Genomic DNA, 21,345 nt, shown 5'->3' with positions numbered 1-21,345 from the left:
TGTGTGTTGTAAAGGTTCAGGCGTAATCCGCAAGGTTGTGCATTACGGCATAGTCCTGCAATCAATTGCTTTGAACGGGTGAATTTTAGTCGGTCATTGCCGGATACGCATCATACTCTTTGAGCATGCTCTCCAGCTTTGCTTTCCATTGTGCCTGTGCTTCCGTTTTGATACCATGTTCTGTCTCACTGTCATAGGTTGCCTGCAACCGGTCACAGGATTCATTGATCTTTTTGAAAAGTGAATTCGCCGCAGCAGAAGGATCGCCGGCCTTTTCTTTCAGCGCCTGCGATTCCGCATAGAGTTTCCTGGCAAAATATTCGGTGATGGCAAAATGCAACTGCTCATGACCCAGCACATCATCGCGGTTGGTCTTCATCCATGATTCATTCTTCTTGAACGATGCATAAACTTTAATCATACTGATCCGGCCATTGGTAGTGCTGTAATTGAAATAAATATAGCTGGCAGTCAGGGCAGCCCATGGGGAAGATTCCGGCACACTGCCTTTAAAGTCGTCGAATGTTATCTCACTGCGGTCAGTCCACCTGATTTCATCATCATCACTGGTATCAGGCGGCCCGTTGAATGGCATGTAAAGCAGCGCAAGTAGCAAGAGTATGTTCATGCAGCCAAAATAAGACATAAAATATTTATCGTCGCAGTTTTGAGAAATCACGCCATATCCATGAGAGGCGTGTGCTTTAGCGTGCATCCTTTTCAACCGGTACAACCTTTCGCTGACAGCCGGCAAGTAATGATTATCATTGTTGCGGGTAACAGAATTTTTTCATTTGCAGCATTAAACCGGATGTGTAAAAAAAACTACAGGCTGATTATAGCAATGGCATTGCTCGCTGTGGCATATGTGATTTGCTTTATTAGCATTACGGGCGTTATTCCTTCGCCATTGTTAAACCTGGCCATTCCATTCACCTTACTTTTTTCGGTAATGGTATTATTGATCTTCCATCAGCCACGTACCGCTAAATCTATCTTCATCCTGTTGTTGCTGATGGTGACAGGCCTTTGCATCGGATATGCAGGAGCGCATACCGGTTTGATTTTTGGCGAATATGCATACGGAAGTGCTTTGGGCCGGAAGATCATGAATACACCGATTGTAATTGGACTGCACTGGTTCATCCTCGTATATGTCACGCATGTATCCGTGCGGCTCATCGGAATTGCCAGGCCATGGATTGAACTGACTGCTGCTGCTTTAATGACGGCAATCGACTACCTGGCGGAACCGGTAGCCATGCAATATGATCTCTGGCAATGGAAGGATGGCATTATACCCGTTCAAAACTTTGTTGCATGGTTTTACATCAGTTTCCTGCTGCAGCTCTTTTTAAACAGGGTGAAGCCCGTACAGGAGAATCAGGTGGCTATTCCAATACTGGTTTTGCAGATTTTGTTTTACGCAGCATTGAATATGCTTTGATCTTCAGATAGTACCACTTGATCAATTTGTGATTAAAATTTATAACCGAAATTTGATCCATCGGCTTGAACAAAGGTTAATGATCAGACTCCGCATCATAGTCAGTTGCATCGTTATCAGCTGCTGCGGTTGCAGCACCTACAGGACTTATACGAGCCTCGACAAGGCTCTTGACAATCCACAGGCTGTACAGCGGCTAAAAATCGCTAATAAAGATCTTGGTTCGCTTCCGTCGGAAATCGGCAGATTGTCGCACCTGAAACAACTGATACTGACGCGTGTTCACATCGACTCTCTGCCTGCTGAGATTGGCCAGTTAAAGGAATTGGAATACCTGTCCGTAACGGCCAGCAGGCTGCATAAAATTCCACCGGAAATAGGCATGTTGCAAAAGCTCACGCGGCTGTCGTTGGAATATAATCAACTGGACAGTCTGCCACGCGAACTCGGCAACCTTGTGTACCTGCAGGAGTTGAAACTTTCGAATAATTTCATCGCATCCATGCCATCATCAATCGGTAAACTCACTAACCTTGAGTTTCTTTACCTCAATGAAAACCGCCTTGTGACTTTGCCCGATGAGATAGGCAACCTGGATAATCTTCATTTTTTATTCCTTGGACGAAATGCTTTGGAGGATTTGCCTGCTTCACTCGGCAAATTATCCGTTTTGAATGAACTTGATCTGGCTTATTGCGGGGCCATGGTGCGTATCCCGGAATCGTTATGCAGTTTACATAACCTTGAAGTGTTGTATATAGATAATTCACTGCTTGTGCCCGGCTGCCTGCAGACGAGGATGGGGCATTTTCAGATGATCATCAGATAATTGTCTTATTGCTGTATTCCATCACCAATCCTGACGGTACTGCCTTCCACGGCCAGCATCGTATCCGCGAAAACGGTTTGTGCTTCCCGCAGAACAAGATTCAGGTCTTCATATTTGGCAGAAAAATGGCCGATCATGAGTTTTTTAACGGCGGCTTTTCGTGCGATCGCCGCTGCCTGCAATGTGGTGGAATGGTAGGTAAGGGCAGCCCTTTCTGAAGATTCTTCCATAAATGTGGCTTCATGATACAAGAGATCAGCACCTTTGATCTGACTGGTCAATTCTTCCGTGTAGAGTGTATCGGAACAAAAAGCATAGGACCTGACCGCTGGAGGATCGGTTGTGAGCGCACTGTTGGGAATCAGCTTTCCGTCAATCACCAAATCCTTGCCTTCCTTTAAAGCGTGAATATCTGCGACAGGAATGCCAAAGGCTTCAAGCTTTTCCGGCAAGATGCGGCGGTCACGTTTTTTTTCACGGAAAAGAAATCCGCAACAGGGTATGCGATGACGCATCGGAATAGTGTGCACCGTAATATGTTCGTTTTCATAAATCAGTTGATGTACAGAACTTTCTATCTCATGTACAATCAGCTCATAGATCAGGCGCGTGTCGGAGTATTTAAAGTTCAGCTGAAGAATATCAGATAATCCTTTAGGGCAAAACAGATGCAGCGGTTCTGTTCTGCGCAATAAATGATAAGACGTCAACAGGCCGATGAGGCCGTAGTAATGGTCGCCATGCAGATGGCTGATGAAAATATGGTTGATTTTTGAGCGCCTGATGTGATAGCTGCTCAGTTGAATCTGTGTTCCTTCACCACAATCAAGCAGAAACAGTTTCTCATTATGATTGAGTACCTGAGCGGTGGGATGACGGCCATGTGCCGGCAAAGCCGAATTGCTGCCCAGGATGGTAACTTCAAACGTCATGCTTCACTTTCGTCATTGATGTCCCTTTCAAGTTCTTCCATCAGCACAAGGTCCTTTGCTTCCTGTATGGTGGGAACGATCTGAAGGATGGTGTCGAGTTGTGAAATCCTGATCAGCCGCATTACGGTATCACTCACACCGGTTAATACAAAGGTGCCATTGGCATTTTTACAAAGCCTGTTGGTGATAAGAATGGAACTCAGTCCCGATGAATCCACGAATTTTATCATGCCCATGTCGAAAATGATATTCCTGATACCCTCGGCATTCAACAGGATCATTTCTGATTTCAGCAATGGCGCAATCTGAGAATTCAGCTTCTCATTCGCCAAAGTGAATACACTGTATTTTTCCTGCTTATCAATACTGAACTTCATGCGATGCTTAATTATTTGCGTGTAAAATAACCAAAAATATATGTAAGGTGGTCACAGAAATCAAAAGACACTTTAAAGGTATTGTGGATCTTTTGCTCGAAGAGAGGTCAGGACATCGCATGTGATATTCCGATATGATGTCCCAGATCAATAATTCGGCGACAACCGCTAAACACTTTTGAACCGGAAGTGTTAAATGAATAGTGCCGGCATTAAATCATACAAGAAAAAATCAGCATGAGTGAATTAATTACAGATATTTCTGTTATCACACACGGAATTGTTAATCATCATGTTGCTTTGAAATATAATGTGTCGCCTTAAAATAGCCGTAAGATTGAATCGTCATCCTTTGTTGTATTACGCTGCATGTGTGGTTTGAACGTTGGAGACAGTGATGTTGCAAGCAGACAATTTTCATTTCACCTGTTGAAAACAAATTCAATTCAAGGCAGAAATTTGTAAATAACTTTAACTCTTGTTAAGTTTAACGCAGAAACTGACATTTTGGACATTTCAGATTGTTGGTTCAACCTTTGTTTAAAAACGGATTATGGAAGCAAAATTTTCACCGAAAGTCAAAGAAGTAATATCGTACAGCAGGGAAGAAGCTCTTAGGCTGGGCCATGATTTCATAGGTACAGAGCATTTGCTGCTGGGCCTCATCCGCGATGGCGAAGGGCTTGCCATCAAGGTGCTGAAGTCGATGGACATTGATATCATTTTGCTGCGCAAAGCAATTGAAGATTCTATCCGCGATAAAGCAATTCACCATCATAATGTCAATGTGAATAACCTTCCACTGACAAAACAGGCAGAAAAAGTGCTCAAGATCACCATCCTGGAGGCGAAGGTGCAGAAGTCGGATACGATTGGCACTGAGCACCTGATTCTTTCTATATTAAAAAATAAAGACGCTGTAGTAACGGAAGTGCTGGCGCGTTTTGAAATTGACTATGATGCGTTTAAAGCAGAACTGGATTTTCTGCAGCAGGAGATGAAATCGGAATCACCGCATGATCATCCTGATGAAGATGAGAGTTTTGAAGAAGAAAAGGCGAGACCCGGAAGCGGCTCCAGGAAGGCGCCTGCCGTGAAATCACGGACACCTGTGCTCGATAACTTCGGACGCGATATCACCCGGCAGGCGGAAGAAGGCGCCCTTGATCCAATTGTAGGCCGTGATGTGGAGATCGAAAGAGTATCGCAGATTCTCAGCCGCAGAAAGAAGAACAACCCGATTCTGATTGGTGAACCCGGTGTGGGGAAAACCGCTATCGTGGAAGGGCTGGCATTAAGAATACATCAGCGCAAAGTGTCGCGCGTATTGTTCGACAAACGCATCGTGATGCTCGATCTGGCTGCTCTGGTGGCAGGAACGAAATACCGCGGACAGTTTGAAGAACGGATGAAGGCCATCATGAATGAACTGGAAAAGAACAGGGATGTCATTCTGTTTATTGATGAGATACATACTATTGTTGGTGCCGGTGGTGCTACAGGTTCACTTGATGCTTCCAACATTTTCAAGCCCGCACTCGCGCGCGGTGAACTGCAGTGCATTGGCGCCTCCACGCTGGATGAATACCGTCAGTACATTGAGAAGGATGGTGCTCTCGACCGCCGTTTCCAGAAAGTGCTCATCGACCCGCCTTCACCGGAGGAAACAATGACGATCCTCAATAACATCAAGAGTAAGTATGAAGATTTTCATAATGTGAATTATACGGATGAAGCCATTGATGCCTGCGTGAAACTGAGCAACCGTTACATCACCGACCGTTTATTGCCCGACAAAGCAATTGATGTGATGGATGAAGTGGGCGCAAAAGTGCATCTGAAAAACATTCACGTTCCGCAGAGCATTATCGATCTCGAAAAGAAGATTGAAGATGTGAAAGTGGAGAAAAACCGCGTGGTGAAAAGTCAGCGGTATGAAGAAGCAGCGAAGCTGCGTGATTCGGAAAAGAAACTGATTGAAGAACTGGATCAGGCAAAAGCTGCATGGGAGGAAGAAACAAAGGTGAAGCGCTATCCTGTAACGGAAGAAGATATAGCGGAAGTAGTGGCCATGATGACCGGTATTCCGGTGAAACGTGTAGCGCAGAGTGAGAGCACGAAACTGCTGAATATGGCAGAAGAACTGCAGGGCAGCGTGGTTGGACAGGAAGAAGCCATTCAGAAAATCACGAAGGCTATCCAGCGCAACCGTGCAGGATTGAAAGATCCGCGCAAGCCTATCGGTTCATTTGTATTTCTTGGTCCCACCGGTGTCGGCAAAACAGAGCTGGCAAAAGTGCTGGCGCGTTACCTGTTCGACAGTGAAGATTCATTAGTGAGAATTGACATGAGTGAATACATGGAGAAATTCTCCGTTTCGAGGCTGATTGGCGCTCCTCCCGGATATGTTGGATATGAAGAAGGCGGACAACTGACGGAAAAAGTCCGCCGTAAGCCTTACAGCGTAATATTACTGGATGAAATTGAAAAGGCACATCCGGATGTTTACAGCATTCTGCTGCAGGTGCTTGATGACGGCATATTGACCGATGGACTGGGCAGGAAGGTGGACTTCAAAAATTCACTCATAATCATGACCTCCAACATCGGTGCAAGGCAGTTGAAAGATTTCGGGCAAGGCATTGGATTCAGCACCGGCGCAAGAGAAGAGGCGGCTGATACACATTCAAAATCGGTGATTGAGAATGCGCTGAAACGCACCTTCTCACCGGAATTCCTCAACCGTATTGATGATGTGATCATCTTCAATTCGCTTGGCAAGGATCATATCCATAAGATCATTGACATCATGCTGCGTGAAGTATTCAAGCGCATCAGCACCCTTGGATATGCACTGGACATTTCCGAATCCGCAAAAGATTTCATTGCCGAGCGTGGCTATGATTCCAAATACGGAGCACGTCCGCTGCAGCGTGCCATTCAGAAATACCTCGAAGATCCGTTGGCAGAAGAGTTGCTCAACGCTTCCATGAAGCCGGGTGATACCATCCTTGTAGATATTGATCCGGCTGATGCAGAGAAGCTGAAAGCTTCCATCAAAAAACAACCTAAGGAAGAGAAGATGGACGCCTGACAAGGCTTATCTATAACATTTTTTTGACAAAGCCTCCGGAAGGGGGCTTTGTTATTTTATGGACTTTTATTCTCAGTCAACCATTGAGACGGGGAAGTTTTTTAGGCAGTCACAATTATTCTCAGTGTATCGGATGATCCGAAGCATATTATTTGCCTTCTATCGCAATCTTTTCTTCAGCAAAGGTGTGGTGACTTACCCAAAGTGGAATCCCATAAAACATTTCGGACAGTAGTGTTATTCTGAATTATTTGCATATATTTCGGTAAGGATTGAAGTCACGGTTTCCGGTGATTTTGAGAATTGACGGAAAATGGTGTTGGTGTATCGGTGCCTGATGAATCATTTTTGTATGAACAGTTTCATTTGACATATTGATAACCGCTTTAAAAATGTTAACTCCATGAAATTCCCGTCTATACGTAATAGTTCCCTTTGTTGCTTCGTCACACTCTTATTATTATTGAAATCACCCGTTTATGGGCAGGAGCTAGCATTACATGATACCACCGGTAACCATCCTCTCAAAAACAACAATAATAAACCAAATAAGGCCGCACCTGCTTTATCTGCTCAAAAGGGAAAAGACAAAGCTGCAGATAAAATCAGTTCCTGCCCGGATACGGCAAGGTCCTGTGTAAAAACCTTTTGTTATGATTTTTCCGATCCGGATAACCTTCCGGAAAACTTTTGCAACACAAAGTCGAATTTCATTCATCATGGAGATATTGCACGATTCCAGGTCAACAATGTCAATCCGTTTCTATACACGACTACTATTGATGGAACTATTGTGGAGTATAAGTCAACTCTGCCGGAAGGGATCACTTCATTCATGTTACCGGACCTGGACTACATAGCAAAACTTAGCGGAGGTTGGGAAATTAATACTGTGTTGCCGACCGGAGTGGGATGCGATCCTGCAATACACGGAAAGTGGTTTTGTCGGTATTTGAGCAGTGCTAACAACCCTGCAACGATGTACACGATGTTTAAGCCGCGCTATGATTCATTAAAGGCAGCGGAAAATTTGGACAAAACCATTCTGATGATTGCACAGGAAGACTACGTGACGTATGATACCATTAAAGCAAGAGTAGACAAATCGCTGAATAATTTTTTTGGCAGGCAATCAGCGGATCTCAACCGTGCCCTTATCTATCAGAACCTGTTAAGCAGAAAAGATACCATCCGGAAACTTTATGCAGCCTTGAGCGATTCCTGCGATATGATGATACGGATTCTCGATTCTGTTGATGCTGAAAAAAAAGTCGCGGCAAATAAATTGTATCCTGATAAGAAATTCTATGATGAACTGAAGAAGCTTGTTAAGGAAGCAAATGACTGGGCAACGAATGGCTATTTAAATGTTGTAAATTCAATAATTGGTAATTATACAAGGCTCAATAAGGAGAATTTTATGATACGCTCATCGCCCATAGTTGCACAGAAAGATGAGGTCGTTTTCAGTCTCAGCATTGCTCCTAAAACAGGGCTTGCATACAACACACCGGCACGTTCCTTAAAACTTGATTATCCGGTTTGGGTAAAAGGAGGAACCAAGGTAATTTTCAGTTCCGGACCTGTGCTTTCCCTGGGCTTAATGAACCAGGTTTTTACTTATTTTGATTCCACTATTGTGGTGTCGGAACCGGATTCCAGCTACCAGCAAAAACTAATCAGGCAGCAGGAAAATGCTCTTCCCGATGTCGGCATTGCGGCATTGATGCACATCGGATGGCGCTGTGGTTATGCATTTTATCCGGCGGCAACACTAGGAGCAATGGTTGACCTGAGCGGGAAACTGAGATTCCTTGCCGGAGGCAGCCTGATTTTCGGATCGAGGGAACGTCTTGTACTCAATGCAGGCCTCGCTTATGGTGCCGTGGAACAACTGTCAGCCGACTATACCATCAACAGACTATACGACCCTGTAAACCTGCCCGATAGTCCACCGGTATATGATAAATTCAAATTTGGCGGATACCTGGGGCTGACTTTCAGTTTTGGATTTACCAAAGAACAGAATAAGATACCGAGCAGTGGTGCACAATAAATTCATCTGCAAACTGACAAATGTAATACGGCGGGTGATTTAACCCGGAACCGGCAATCTGATTCATACTAAATTCTAAAGCAAACAAACATGGCAACATCCAAAAAAAGAAAAAAACATTCAGTCCGTATTACCGCTGACCTGCTGCCGGGAAATGAGCCCTTTTTAATACTGGATGAGGGATCAAAAAAATATTCCTTTATCTGTTTCATACAAGATGAAGATCGTCTATTCGTGATAGATTCCGTCTCCGGTCCGGTAAAAATGCCGGACGGTAACTGGCATACGGAAGTGAAGGTTAAGCAAGGTAAAGATCCGCTTGGCTATCTGATCGCGGCTTCATTTGATTTTGCAGTGGAAAGCGAAGTGGATCCTTCCAAACTACTGATCATAAACATCAGCTATCCTGAGGAACTGAAAATGAACAGTGAGCAGGTCTCTGTTGAGTTCGCTCAAAGTAATTCCGGTAATGAACAGTTGGAAAGGATTGTAAAGTTACTTTTTGCGAGGATGCTGGAAACCAAGGTAGTATTTGATCCCGGACGAACTACATCAAGGAATTATTTAATTACACCACCCTATACCGAATCAGATGACAATCTGACTATGAAGGCGAGTTGGAGCATGAATCAGTATTGTGTTTCTCAAAGTCTTGACAGCACGGTAAATCCTGCGCGGTGGACCATCTACCTGACAAAAACTGCAATTGTAGGCGGCCAGCGGTCTGTGATATCTCCAAAATTCAGCGTTACCCGGTCAGGATATATTATCACGAAGATCATTGTAGATAATACGGATACTAACGATGATGATGAAAAAAAATACGATCCATCACATCCGCGACAATCCATTTTAGAAATGCTCATGCGTATTTTCAGGGCGCTGAGGTTTTGACGGAACAGTTGAACAGACCAGCATGATGAAAAATTCATGGAGCATTGTCCTTGCATATGTTGTTAGTCTAATGCTGATCTTATTTACTTCTCCGGGCAAATCGCAGCACATGGAGGATACATCCCTCGTTAATCGGCTGCTGCGGCAGAGTAAGGATTCTATAGAAGCCAATCCGAAATATGCTCATAACCAAATATTGCGATCGCTGCATATTGCATCGAAACTACAATATGATCAAGGAGTAAAAGAAGGATATGTGCAGTTGATTGATGTCCTGTTTAATTTGTCATTGCCACAGCAGGCCTATCACGCCATTGCAAGACTTGACTCGTTAAATAATCCTCCAGATCCGCGTTTTTCGTACAGGATAGCTTTTGATAGAGGAAGGTATTATGCATACGAAAGCGAATACGACTCCGCCGTCATCCATCTTCTCCGTGCCCTGACAATTGCAGAAAGTCAGGATATGGAAGCACCGGTCATCAAAGTAAGTTCTGAACTTGGTATCGTGTATCAGCAGATGGAGAATGGAAATAAGGCCGAAGAGTTCCACCGCAAAAACCTTGAATCAGCTATTCAAACCGGCAACAAAGTGCTGCAAGCCATGATGCTGAACAACCTCGGGATTGATTTCGATTTGCAGGATATGTCTGATTCGGCACTACATTGCTGGAACAATGCGCTGCGGCTCTTTGAGGAGAATAGAGATACGGAAGGGGTGATGGATGTGAAAAACAACCTGGGGCTGAAATACAAAGACCTGGGCGATTACAGCAAATCAATTCAATATTTCAATGAGGTGCTTGCCTATCGTGAAAAGGTTCATGACCTCGATGGAAAAGTGAGGACGCTGACCAACCTGGGCTCCGCCTATAACAAATCCAAGATGTACGGGCAATCGCTGGAAGTGTATTTCCGTGCACTGAACCTCCTGGATTCCATCCAAGTAAATCTCCGGAAAGACAAACAGAAATCGCTCTACCATAATATTTCCAATGTTTATTGGAACATGAATGATTATAAAAGTGCCCTTTCGTATTATCAACGTTATTCCAGGCTCAAAGACACACTGTTTAATGAAGCAAAATCAAAGCAGATTGCCGATGTGCAACAGAAATATGAAACGGAAAAAAAGGAACAGGTGAATAAAATCCTGACCCTTGAATTGTTAAAAAAGACAAGGGAAAGAAATGTCCTCACAGGTGGTTTGCTGTTGATTGTATTGATGGCATTCCTGCTCCTGAGCTATTATCGTCAGCGCGCGCTGCTGCACAAGAAAAATGTATTGATTGAGCAGCAAAAAGTGGATGACCTGCTGAAAGATTCAGAGCTCAAAACATACAATGCCATGATGGAAGGACAGGAAGAAGAACGAAAGCGCATTGCATCAGACCTGCATGACAGGCTTGGCAGCATGCTTTCTACCGTGAAAATGCATTTCAATGCTCTGGAAGAAAAGGTGGAGAATTATCAGTCTCAAAACGTGATTCAGTTTGAACGGGCAAATCAACTGCTGGACGAAGCATGCGATGAAGTGCGCAAAATATCCCATAATCTGCATACCGGTATGCTTATGCATTTCGGCTTGCAGGCTGCCTTGCGTGAATTGATGGAAAGCATTGAGGGAAGCGGGAAGATCAAAACCAGACTATTGTTTTATGGCCTGCCGGAACGGCTGCATCAGCCTTTGGAGATTGGCATCTACAGGATCATACAGGAATGTATAAGCAACATTCTCAAACATGCGGCCGCGAAAAATATTACCGTGCAACTGAATAAATTGGAGCGGCAGCTGAACATCGTTATCGAAGATGACGGCATTGGTTTCGATGTGAAAGCCAGCAAGGCAAAAACCGGTATGGGCTTGAAGAACATTGATGCGCGTGCCCGGAAACTCCATGGTACTTTTGCTATTGATTCCACACCGGGCAAGGGCACTACAGCCATCATAGAAATTCCAATGCCTGATGAAAATGAATGAATCTCCTAATCTTTACAACCCATGATCAGCATCGTCATTGCCGATGATCACCAGATGTTTATTGATGGCATCAAATCGCTCCTGCAAAGCCGCAAAGATATAATCATTGCCGGGGAGGCTTTGAACGGGAAAGAACTGATGGATATCCTACACAAGGTGAAAACCGACATCGTGCTGATGGATATTAATATGCCGGGCATGGATGGCGTAGAGGCAACGCGACAGATAAGGAAAGAACATCTTGATGTGAAGGTGCTGGCCTTAACCATGTACAACACCCGCGAATTTGTTGCCAGTTTGCTGGCTGCTGGTGCCTCCGGTTATATTCTGAAAAATACCGGCAAGGAAGAATTGCTGGCAGCAATCTATGCTCTGAAAAATGGAGAAACCTATTTCAGCGAAGCGGTTACGCGGAGAATTATGGAAAGTATGCAAGGCAGAAAAGCGACGGTTTTTGATGGCGTGGTGGAACTGACTGAGCGTGAGAAGGAAGTGCTGAAAATGATTGCGCAGGAGTTTACTTCGCAGGAGATAGCTGATAGGCTTTTCCTGAGTATCAATACCATTGAGACTCACAGAAAGAATCTGCTGAGCAAACTGAATCTTAAAAATACGGCGGGCCTGGTTAAATATGCGATACAGAATGGACTGCTGGATTCAGAGCAGTAGCAATTTAACTTTTAAATTGCTGTTGAAAGGTACCTGTCTCCCTACACGTCGTCCCGAATTTATTTCGGGATCTTTCATTTACCGATTTAACTTCGGCATGGATAATTCTTTCAAAAGAGTACGGCACCGGAACAGAGCATGAATAATTCCAAAGTATTCGCAATAAGATGCTGAAATAAATTCAGCATGACCTCTCGCTGCACAATTCCTGATGACATTTCGCTGCTGAATTCAGCATGATCACTTGTAGTTAAGCTCAATATGAGCCCTCTCATTCAAAGCTAACATTACATGCCGGCTGATACGGAGATAAAATTTACCCACACGTCATCCCGAATTTATTTCGGGATCTTTCATATACGGAATTAACTTCGGCATGGATAATTCTTTCAAAAGAGTACGGCACCGGAGCAGAGCATGAATAATTCCAAAGTATTCGCAATAAGATGCTGAAATAAATTCAGCATGACCTCTCGCTGCACAATTCCTGATGACATTTCGCTGCTGAATTTAGCATGATCACTTGTTGTTAAGCTCAATATGAGCTCTCTCATTCAAATCTAACATTACTTGCCGGCTGATGCGGAGATAAAATTTACCCACACATCATCCCGAATTTATTACGGGATCTTTCATATACGGAATTAACTTCGGCATGGATAATTCTTTCAAAAGAGTACGGCACCGGAGCAGAGCATGAATAATTCCAAAGTATTCGCAATAAGATGCTGAAATAAATTCAGCATGACCTCTCGCTGCACGATTCCTGATGACATTTCGCTGCTGAATTCAGCATGATCACTTGTAGTTAAGCTCAATATGAGCTCTCTCATTCAAAGCTAACATTACATGCCGGCTGATGCGGAGATAAAATTTACCCACACGTCATCCCGAATTTATTTCGGGATCTTTCATATACCGATTTAACTTCGGCATGGATAATTCTTTCAAAAGAGTACGGCACCGGAGCAGAGCATGAACAATTCCGAAGGATTCGCAACAAGATGCTGAAATAAATTCAGCATGACACCTCGCTGCACAATTCCTGATGACATTTCGCTGCTGAATTCAGCATGATCACTTGTAGTTAAGTTTAATATGAGCTCTCTCATTCAAAGCTAACATTACTTGCCGGCTGATACGGAGATAAAATTTACCCACACGTCATCCCGAATTTATTTCGGGATCTTTCATATACCGATTTAACTTCGGCATGGATAATTCTTTCAAAAGAGTACGGCACCGGAGCAGGGCATGAATAATTCCAAAGGATTCGCAATAAGATGCTGAAATAAATTCAGCATGACCTCTCGCTGCACAATTCCTGATGACATTTCGCTGCTGAATTCAGCATGATCACTTGTAGTTAAGTTTAATATGAGCTCTCTCATTCAAAGCTAACATTACTTGCCGGCTGATACGGAGATAAAATTTACCCACACGTCATCCCGAATTTATTTCGGGATCTTTGATTCAATAATTCAACAGAATTTCTTCATTTAATCTACCGCTATTGGCATTTCATCTATAAATCATCTAACCCTTTTCCGTGATATTTGGAAAACACCATTTCCGGTGTTCTCTGCCACCTTGCATTCGTGAAGATTTGTGGTATTCATTTCACTAAAACCTGATACCAATGAAACCACTACAATCCCTCACCTGTCTTCGCCATGTCGAAGGCAACATGCTGCACACGCTGTTACTGCTCCTCTGGTGCTTCAGCGGCTTTGCACAAACCATCAACAGGAATATGATGACCACCGACGGAACGGTGCGCACCACCATTCAGGATGGCAATACCATCTACCTGGGCGGAGAGTTTAGCCACGTCGGCTGGCCTGCCGACCGTATTGCCCGTTTCAAACCCGGGGAAACCAGACCGGACAACAGCTTTCCGCAACTTGGTGGCGGGCCGGTTTATGACATTGAACCGGATGGAAACGGCGGTTATTACACATCCGGAGGTACCGGTTACTTTAACGGCAATACCGTAACATCCAACATCCTTCACATGCTGAACGATAACTCGCTTGATACTGCTTTTCATGTATCGGTCACCGGCGAAGTGTATGGCATTTCAAAGCTGGATGATAAATTGTATATCGCCGGCTCTTTTTCCGCTGTGAACGGCGATCCGCGCACGAACCTTGCCGCCATTGATGCAGCAACCGGAGCTACGCTGCCATGGATACCTGATGCCCCAGACCAATATTTAAATCTTGTGCGCGCAACACCCACAACTGTGTTTATTCAGGGATCTTTCTCTTATGTAGGAAATCATTACTTGCCGGGAAATTTTGCTGCATTGGATGCTGTTACCGGAAAGGTGAATACATCCTTTCCCGTTGGCGACGGCGCTATCAACACTATAGAATCGGACGGGAATCAACTTTATGTGGGAGGAACATTTAACAGTATAGGAACTCCTGTAAGAGGACTGGCTAAGATGTCTACCAGCAGTACAAATCCCGTTGCCAATTTCCCGCAGACGGATGGATCCGTTTATACCATGGTACAGGATGGCAGTGGAGGTAATTTTATTGGTGGCTATTTCACCCATGTCGGTGGTGAACAACATCAATACCTGGCGCATATCCTTGCTGACGGTACCGTGGATCCGAATTTTACCGCAAGCACCAATTCTACTGTCTGGTGCATGGCAACTGATGGCACTAACTTATTCATAGGGGGCGATTTTACCGCAATAAACGGAGTGACGAGGAACAAGGCCGGTGCCGTACTCTGCAGCAATGGCACACTGACCAATTGGGATCCTAATGCAAATAGTAGTGTATGGGCCATGGCATTGTCCGGAACTAATGTATATATGGGAGGAGGATTCACTTCGATGAAAGGCACAGCCCGCAACTACGCAGCCGCAGTCAGTAGCAGCGGTACCGGTAACCTGCAAAGCTGGTCACCAAGTACAAATAATTATGTTTATACGCTTATTATGGATGGAACAGGCAGCAACGTGTATCTTGGTGGAAGTTTTACCACGGTAAAGGGTGCAACGCATAATTATATTGCCAAGGTGAACAGCACCAATGGCAATGTGAATTCCTGGAACCCAACCGTTAATAATGAAGTCTGGACACTCTTGCTCAATGGCACTACGTTGTATATGGGTGGAATTTTTTCGCAGGTAGGAAGTTCCTCGAGACTATATTTTGCCGCTATAACCGAAGGTGCAACACAACCCACATCACTGCAGGTGGATGCCAATAATGCCATTAATATTTTCAGCTTAGCCGGAAATAACCTGTATGTCGGTGGTTATTTTACAGAACTGCAGGGAGTGAGTACCAATTACCTTTCACGCATCAATCTTTCCACCGGCCTTATTGATACTACCTGGAAGGGAAACCTGAGTGATGCGGTAAGTGCCATTTCGGTCAATGGCAGCACTGTTGTTGCCGGTGGCATATTCGCTTATGATCATCTGATCAGCAAAAATCACCTGGCATGCTTTGATCTCAGCAACAATCAACTCACAGCCTGGAATCCGGTTCCATCATTTTACAGTGTGAGTTACATCGGTAAAATCCTGCATCATGGCACCGATGTTTTTGCAGGCGGATATTTCTATTACTATGATAGTCTTTATTATGATTATTACCTGATTTCCTTAGATGATCAGACAGGCGAGCTGTCGCATTCACTCCATCAGTATCCTGATCAACCGGTAACAGCTTTGGCAGTAGCCGATGGAAAACTGGTAGTCGGCGGTTACTTCAACAATTTTTATGACTGGAATACAAGCTCTTACATTCCCAGGAAAAATCTGGCTGCGTATGACCTGAGCAATTTTCAGCTCTCCGATATGGATTATGCTCCCAATGGCTTCGTGTATGACATGCTGGGTGATGACAACGACCTGATTTTTGCCGGTGACTTTACATTAATGGGATCTGTGACAAGAAACAGAATTGCAGCAATAGACGCCACATCTGGAATAGTCACAGCATTTGATCCGAATGCAAATGGAAATGTCAATGTATTGGCATCGTCCGGCAGCACAGTGTATGCAGGCGGTGAATTCAGTAATATCGGCGGGCAAAGCAGGCTCTATCTTGCTGCATTAAATGCATCAGATGGAACGGCAACATCCTGGAATGCTGACTGCAACAGCTATGTCTGGGCTGCCGCAATGAGTGGCACTACCCTTTATGTGGGCGGATACTTCACTTCGATCAAGTCACAAAGCAGGAATTATGCGGCTGCAGTTTCCACTATTGGTAACGGCTCAGTCACTAACTGGCAACCCAATCCAAATAGTACTGTGGAAGATATTCTTACTATTGGGAGTGATGTTTACCTGGCCGGATATTTCACTACCGTGAAAGGCAGTTCAAGAAATTATCTGGCAAAGGTGAATAATACAAACGGCAACCTGAACAACTGGAACCCAAGTCCTGATTCTTATTGCTGGTCACTTGCGGCAAATGCGTCTACATTATTCGTGAGTGGTAATTTCGAAAATATTTCCAGCCAGGCGAGAAGTTCCATTGCGGCTTTCGATCTGGCAAGCGGAACTCTTACTTCCCTGCATCCTGTAATTCTCCCTGCTTACCAGGGTGTATATGACATAGCACTTTGGGGCAATACACTTTTTTTCAGTGCTAATACTTCAACAATGAATATTAATGGTTCGGATCGTGGGAATATTGCATCTATTGACATTACTTCTTCAAACCTTTTGGATTATGATCCTCAACCCAAAAACGGTAGTGCGTGGTGTATTCAAACCGGCAATAACCGGTTGCTTGCCGGAGGAACCTGGGATCTTACCTACAATAGTGCAAGTACAAGCCCTTACTTTGCTGCTTCTACATTAGCTCCGCTTACGCAAAGCGCTGCCTTGCAGTTTTCGAATATCACACCAACATCTATTCAGGCAAACTTCACAGCCGGAACAGGTGAAAGAAGAATAGTGGTTGTTAAAGAAGGGAGTGGCGTAAACAATCTGCCCATGAACGGACAATCGTATAATGCCAGTGCTGCGTTTAAAACCGGTTCTAATCTCGGGAATGCATGCTATGCAGTTTATGATGGAACAGGCAGCAGCGTAACAGTAACCGACCTGCTTCCCAATCACGCTTATTATTTCGCAGTGCTGGAATACAATGGAACATCCGACTACACTGCATATCTGATACCGGCATTAACCGGCAGCCAGGCTGCACCCTGCAATGTAATTACTCCAGTAATCACGCCTGACGGCCCCACCACTTTTTGCAATGGCGGTGTGACGCTTTCGGCGCCTGCGGGATTTGCTTCTTATTTGTGGAGCAATGGTGCCACCACGCAAAGTATTTTTGTCAGCAGCAGCGGTAGCTTTTCCGTGACTGTTACAGATGTCAATGCATGCAGTGGTACTTCATCGCCCATTTCGACCACAGCCGGAGCCGGCCCTGTTTCCGTAATAACTCCGGCCGGCGCAACCACATTCTGTGACGGATCCAAGGTGAAGCTGAATGCCAATACCGGAGATGGCTTGACCTATCAATGGGAACTGAATACGGTGGATATTGCAGGTGCGACCAAGAAAAACTATACTGCAAAAACAGGAGGCAGCTATACACTCGTTGTTACAGCGAACGGTTGCTCTACTCTTTCCGCTCCTGTGGTGGTTACTGTAAATCCTTCACCAATTTCTAAAATCACCAATAATTCCCCTGTAAATATTTGCCAGGGGCAAACAGTGGTGCTCACTGCGAAAACGGGAGATGGTTATACTTATAAATGGCAGCTCAATGGAAGCAATATCGGCGGGGCTACCAACAGCACGTATACTGCTTCTGCAGCAGGAAGTTATACCGTTAAAACAACCAATCCCGGCGGTTGCAATAAGATTTCGAAGGAGTGCATCGTGAATATCACCTGCAAGGATGGTGTTGATTTGTTCGCCGATCAAGGCATGCGCGTTTATCCGAACCCGTCGCAAAGCAACTTTACTGTTTCATTCTACTGTGATGATAATTATGAAATCAGCGTCTTTGACATAACCGGCCGCGAGGTATGGAAGTCTGGTCGCGTGGCACAAACCGGTCATGTTGAATTTGAGGTGGATGGTGGAACGCTGTTACCCGGAATGTACTTTGTAAAGGTAAAACGCGGTGAAGAAACGGAGGTACAGAAAATTGAAATTGTGAAATAACATAGCGTCCTGTCATGCACTAAATTAACCGTGCAAATGATGCGTTGACAGTATGCGGGAATTTTCAAACGATTGCTACATTAGCAAGCTCAGCATGCAAAAAGAAACGGTGATGGCTTGATTCCATCACCGTTTCTTTTTAAGTAGTGAGTAGTGAATAGTGAAAAGTGAATAGTGAATAGTGAGTGAGGACTATTGACCCCTCACCATTCAACTATCCTTCCTTATTCCTAAACAGCTCCATCATCTTTTCACTTACGCCGGTATAGGAATAACCACCATCGTGAAAGAGATTCTGCATCGTGACTTTTTTCGTAAGATCAGAAAACATGGTAACGCAGTAGTCGGCACATTCATCGGCAGTGGCATTACCCAATGGTGACATAGCTTCGGCATAGTTGAAAAAGATATCAAAACCAGCAACACCTGAACCAGCAGTAGTATATGTAGGAGACTGTGAGATGGTATTCACGCGCACCTTTTTCTTCATGCCATAGTGGTAGCCCCAGCTTCTTGCCACTGATTCCAGCAATGCTTTCGCATCAGCCATATCATTATAATTAGGAAAGACACGCTGTGCTGCGATATAACTTAATGCCAGCACGGAGGCGTTTTCATTCAGTGCATCCATCTGATAAAAGCTCTGCATAATCTTATGCAGCGACAATGCGGAGATATCCATTGTCTTCAGCATGAATTCATGGTTAAGCTCCGTATAATGTTTGTTTTTCCTCACATTGGGTGACATGCCAATGGAGTGCAGCACAAAATCAACAGGCCCGCCATGAATCTCCATCATGCGTTGCACCAGTTTATTGAGATCTTCCTCACTGGTAGCATCAGCCGGGATAATTTCCGCTTTCACCGCAGCGGCCAGTTCTGCTATTTTCCCCATTCGCATCGCAATCGGTGCATTGGATAGCGTAAGTGTTGCGCCTTCATCATGACAGCGCATGGCAACTTTCCAGGCAATGGAACTTTCGTCCAGTGCACCGAAGATGAGTCCTTTCTTTCCTTTCAATAGGTTATGGGCCATTGTAGCTCGTTTTGACAAATGTAATTATCAATTTGGAATTTGACGGGATGAGCCTGTAAAATTGCCCACAGAATAAGGTCATCAAAAAGGTGATCATTCGCGCAGCACAGTTGTCATCAATTCAGCAGTTCACGTGCGCTCTCTAATGCTGCCGGTGTGACTTTTTCACCGCTGATCATTTGCGCGATGGCTTTAATCTTTTCCTGCCGGTCGAGCGTACGGATGCGGGTAAAGGTGCGTGACTGAGAAGTTTCCTTATACACAAAGTAATGAAGGTCACCCTTAGCAGCAATCTGAGGAAGGTGCGTGATGCAGATAACCTGGTGATGCGCTGAAAGCTGCTTTAAGATGGCAGATACCTTCATCGCAGTTTCACCGGAAATGCCGGTATCAATCTCATCAAAGATAAGAGTGGGAAGATCAGCAGATGCCGCAATCAGCGACTTGATACAGAGCATCAGCCGTGACAACTCACCACCTGACGCGATCTTTCTTATCTCCTGGAACTCACTGCCTTTATTGGATGCAAAAAGAAAACGGAAATGATCCATGCCATTGCTGTTCAGTGATGCTGCAGGCAAGGGCTCATGTTCAATGCTGATTGCAGCATGCGGCATACCTACACTTTTGAGCATCTTGTTCACTGTTTGCAGTACCACGGGAACCTGTTTGTTTCTTTCCCGCGAAATTTTTTGCGCAATGGCCACCAGTTCAATACTGTCAGCTGCCGTCTTTTTCTCCAGTTGTTCCAGTTCACCTGTATGGATACTGATGGATTGAATTTTCGCCTCCAGTTCACCTGCGAGTTGCAAAAGTTCCGCTACTGAATTCAACCCGTGTTTTTTTTCCAGCCGGTATATTACATTCAACCGCTGATTGATTTCTTCCAGCCGTTCAGGATCAAGCTGCAGCGTGGACTGTATATTTTCAATTTCACCGGCAATATCATCCAGCTCAATGCGGCAACTCTCCAGCCTGCCGGCCAGTGATGCTGCCTGCGGGAAATACTTCTTCGCCTGATTTAAGAGGCTGATAACTTCCTTCAGCCTGTATTTTATAGCCTGTTCATCTTCATCCAGTAAATTGAATGCGCCGGAAAGCAGTTTCCTGATATCTTCAGCATGTTCGAGTTGCTGCAGCTCCTGTTCTGATGTTTCCTGCTCACCATCCTTCAGCGATGCAGCGGTGAGTTCCTGCAACTGAAAGGAGAGGTAATCCAGTTCCTGCGTTTCGCGCAGGTGCTGATCCCTGAGTTGCCTGCTTTTTTTCAGATCTTCCTGGCAAGCATGAAAACGTATGCGGTATCGCATCACCTCTGCTTCCTGCTTTGCCATTGAATCCAGCAGCGTGATCTGGAATTGTGTGGAGCTTAACTCCTGTGATTCATGCTGATTATGCATATCTACGAGCTGATCACCCAATGATCGCATCACCGACAGGTTTACCGGTGTATCATTGATGAATGCACGTGATTTGCCTGCCGTAAGCACTTCTCTCCGGAGAATGAGGGTGTCTTCAAAATCAAGGTCATGCTGACGAAAAAAGTCAACTAATCCCTCCGGCAGTGATTCAAATGTGGCTTCCACCACGCACTTTTTTTCTTTGTCAAATAAGACGGATGCATCGGCACGTTCACCTAACACAAGGGACAACGCTTCAATGGCGATTGATTTGCCTGCACCTGTTTCACCTGTTATCACTGTGAGTTTGCCGGAAAAAACAAGCTCCAGTTGTTCGATGATGGCATAATTGCGGATCGATAATTTTTGAAGCATAAATCAAAGTTAAAGTGATACCACAGAAGTTTACTGTTTTGAGCTGCTACTTTTCCACAGGGTGAAAGCAACTTCAGTCTGATATAATCTAT

The 21,345-nt window shown here is 44.7% G+C and carries 13 protein-coding genes; 8 read left to right on the top strand and 5 right to left on the bottom strand.

Annotation, left to right across the window (positions count from 1 at the left end; genetic code table 11):
- Nucleotides 1-85 precede the first annotated feature (85 nt).
- Entirely contained in the window at nucleotides 86-628 is a 543-nt protein-coding gene (locus tag K1X61_03430) for a DUF922 domain-containing Zn-dependent protease (GenBank protein ID MBX7107680.1), read from the bottom strand.
- A 183-nt stretch (nucleotides 629-811) separates the two neighbouring features.
- Between K1X61_03430 and K1X61_03425 the strand changes: the two genes are divergently transcribed.
- Together K1X61_03425 and K1X61_03420 are read left to right on the top strand one after the other, a co-directional pair.
- On the top strand, nucleotides 812-1,447 hold the full coding sequence (locus tag K1X61_03425; protein MBX7107679.1) for a carotenoid biosynthesis protein: 636 nt from the start codon (nucleotides 812-814) through the stop codon (nucleotides 1,445-1,447).
- 79 nt (nucleotides 1,448-1,526) lie between these two features.
- Nucleotides 1,527-2,276, top strand: coding sequence for a hypothetical protein (locus K1X61_03420; protein ID MBX7107678.1), 750 nt, complete (start codon nucleotides 1,527-1,529; stop codon nucleotides 2,274-2,276).
- 5 nt (nucleotides 2,277-2,281) lie between these two features.
- Here the strand turns inward: K1X61_03420 and K1X61_03415 are convergent, their stop codons facing one another.
- On the bottom strand, nucleotides 2,282-3,208 hold the full coding sequence (locus K1X61_03415) for a ribonuclease Z (protein MBX7107677.1): 927 nt from the start codon (nucleotides 3,206-3,208) through the stop codon (nucleotides 2,282-2,284).
- Nucleotides 3,205-3,585 carry an STAS domain-containing protein gene (locus tag K1X61_03410; GenBank protein ID MBX7107676.1) on the bottom strand — a complete coding sequence of 127 codons (381 nt, stop codon included), beginning with the start codon at nucleotides 3,583-3,585 and terminating at the stop codon, nucleotides 3,205-3,207. Before K1X61_03410 ends, K1X61_03415 begins: the two co-directional genes overlap by 4 nt.
- 550 nt (nucleotides 3,586-4,135) lie before the next feature.
- On the opposite strand from K1X61_03410, the gene K1X61_03405 reads away from it, so the two are divergent.
- The 6 genes from K1X61_03405 to K1X61_03380 all read left to right on the top strand — a co-directional run bounded on the left by K1X61_03405 (nucleotide 4,136) and on the right by K1X61_03380 (nucleotide 18,442).
- Entirely contained in the window at nucleotides 4,136-6,679 is a 2,544-nt protein-coding gene (locus tag K1X61_03405) for an ATP-dependent Clp protease ATP-binding subunit (GenBank protein MBX7107675.1), read from the top strand.
- Nucleotides 6,680-7,082: 403 nt separating this feature from the next.
- Complete coding sequence (locus tag K1X61_03400) at nucleotides 7,083-8,735, top strand: hypothetical protein (GenBank protein MBX7107674.1); 1,653 nt, start codon at nucleotides 7,083-7,085, stop codon at nucleotides 8,733-8,735.
- Nucleotides 8,736-8,825: 90 nt separating this feature from the next.
- Complete coding sequence (locus K1X61_03395) at nucleotides 8,826-9,629, top strand: hypothetical protein (protein ID MBX7107673.1); 804 nt, start codon at nucleotides 8,826-8,828, stop codon at nucleotides 9,627-9,629.
- 109 nt (nucleotides 9,630-9,738) lie between these two features.
- Nucleotides 9,739-11,610 (top strand): sensor histidine kinase, encoded by a 1,872-nt coding sequence (locus K1X61_03390; protein ID MBX7107672.1) that lies wholly within the window; start codon nucleotides 9,739-9,741, stop codon nucleotides 11,608-11,610.
- 21 nt (nucleotides 11,611-11,631) lie between these two features.
- Entirely contained in the window at nucleotides 11,632-12,279 is a 648-nt protein-coding gene (locus K1X61_03385; protein ID MBX7107671.1) for a response regulator transcription factor, read from the top strand.
- 1,639 nt (nucleotides 12,280-13,918) lie between these two features.
- A complete protein-coding gene (locus K1X61_03380; GenBank protein ID MBX7107670.1) occupies nucleotides 13,919-18,442 on the top strand; it encodes a T9SS type A sorting domain-containing protein in 4,524 nt (1,507 codons plus the stop codon).
- Nucleotides 18,443-18,656: 214 nt separating this feature from the next.
- Here K1X61_03380 and K1X61_03375 read toward each other — a convergent pair whose 3' ends face one another.
- Entirely contained in the window at nucleotides 18,657-19,478 is an 822-nt protein-coding gene (locus K1X61_03375; protein ID MBX7107669.1) for an SDR family oxidoreductase, read from the bottom strand.
- 116 nt (nucleotides 19,479-19,594) lie between these two features.
- Nucleotides 19,595-21,253, bottom strand: a complete 1,659-nt coding sequence (gene recN / locus K1X61_03370) for a DNA repair protein RecN (GenBank protein ID MBX7107668.1) — start codon at nucleotides 21,251-21,253, stop codon at nucleotides 19,595-19,597.
- Nucleotides 21,254-21,345: the final 92 nt, after the last annotated feature.

It is taken from the genome of Chitinophagales bacterium, assembly GCA_019694975.1.
Classification (GTDB): domain Bacteria; phylum Bacteroidota; class Bacteroidia; order Chitinophagales; family UBA10324; genus JACCZZ01.
This window is presented reverse-complemented; position numbering and strand designations above follow the sequence as displayed.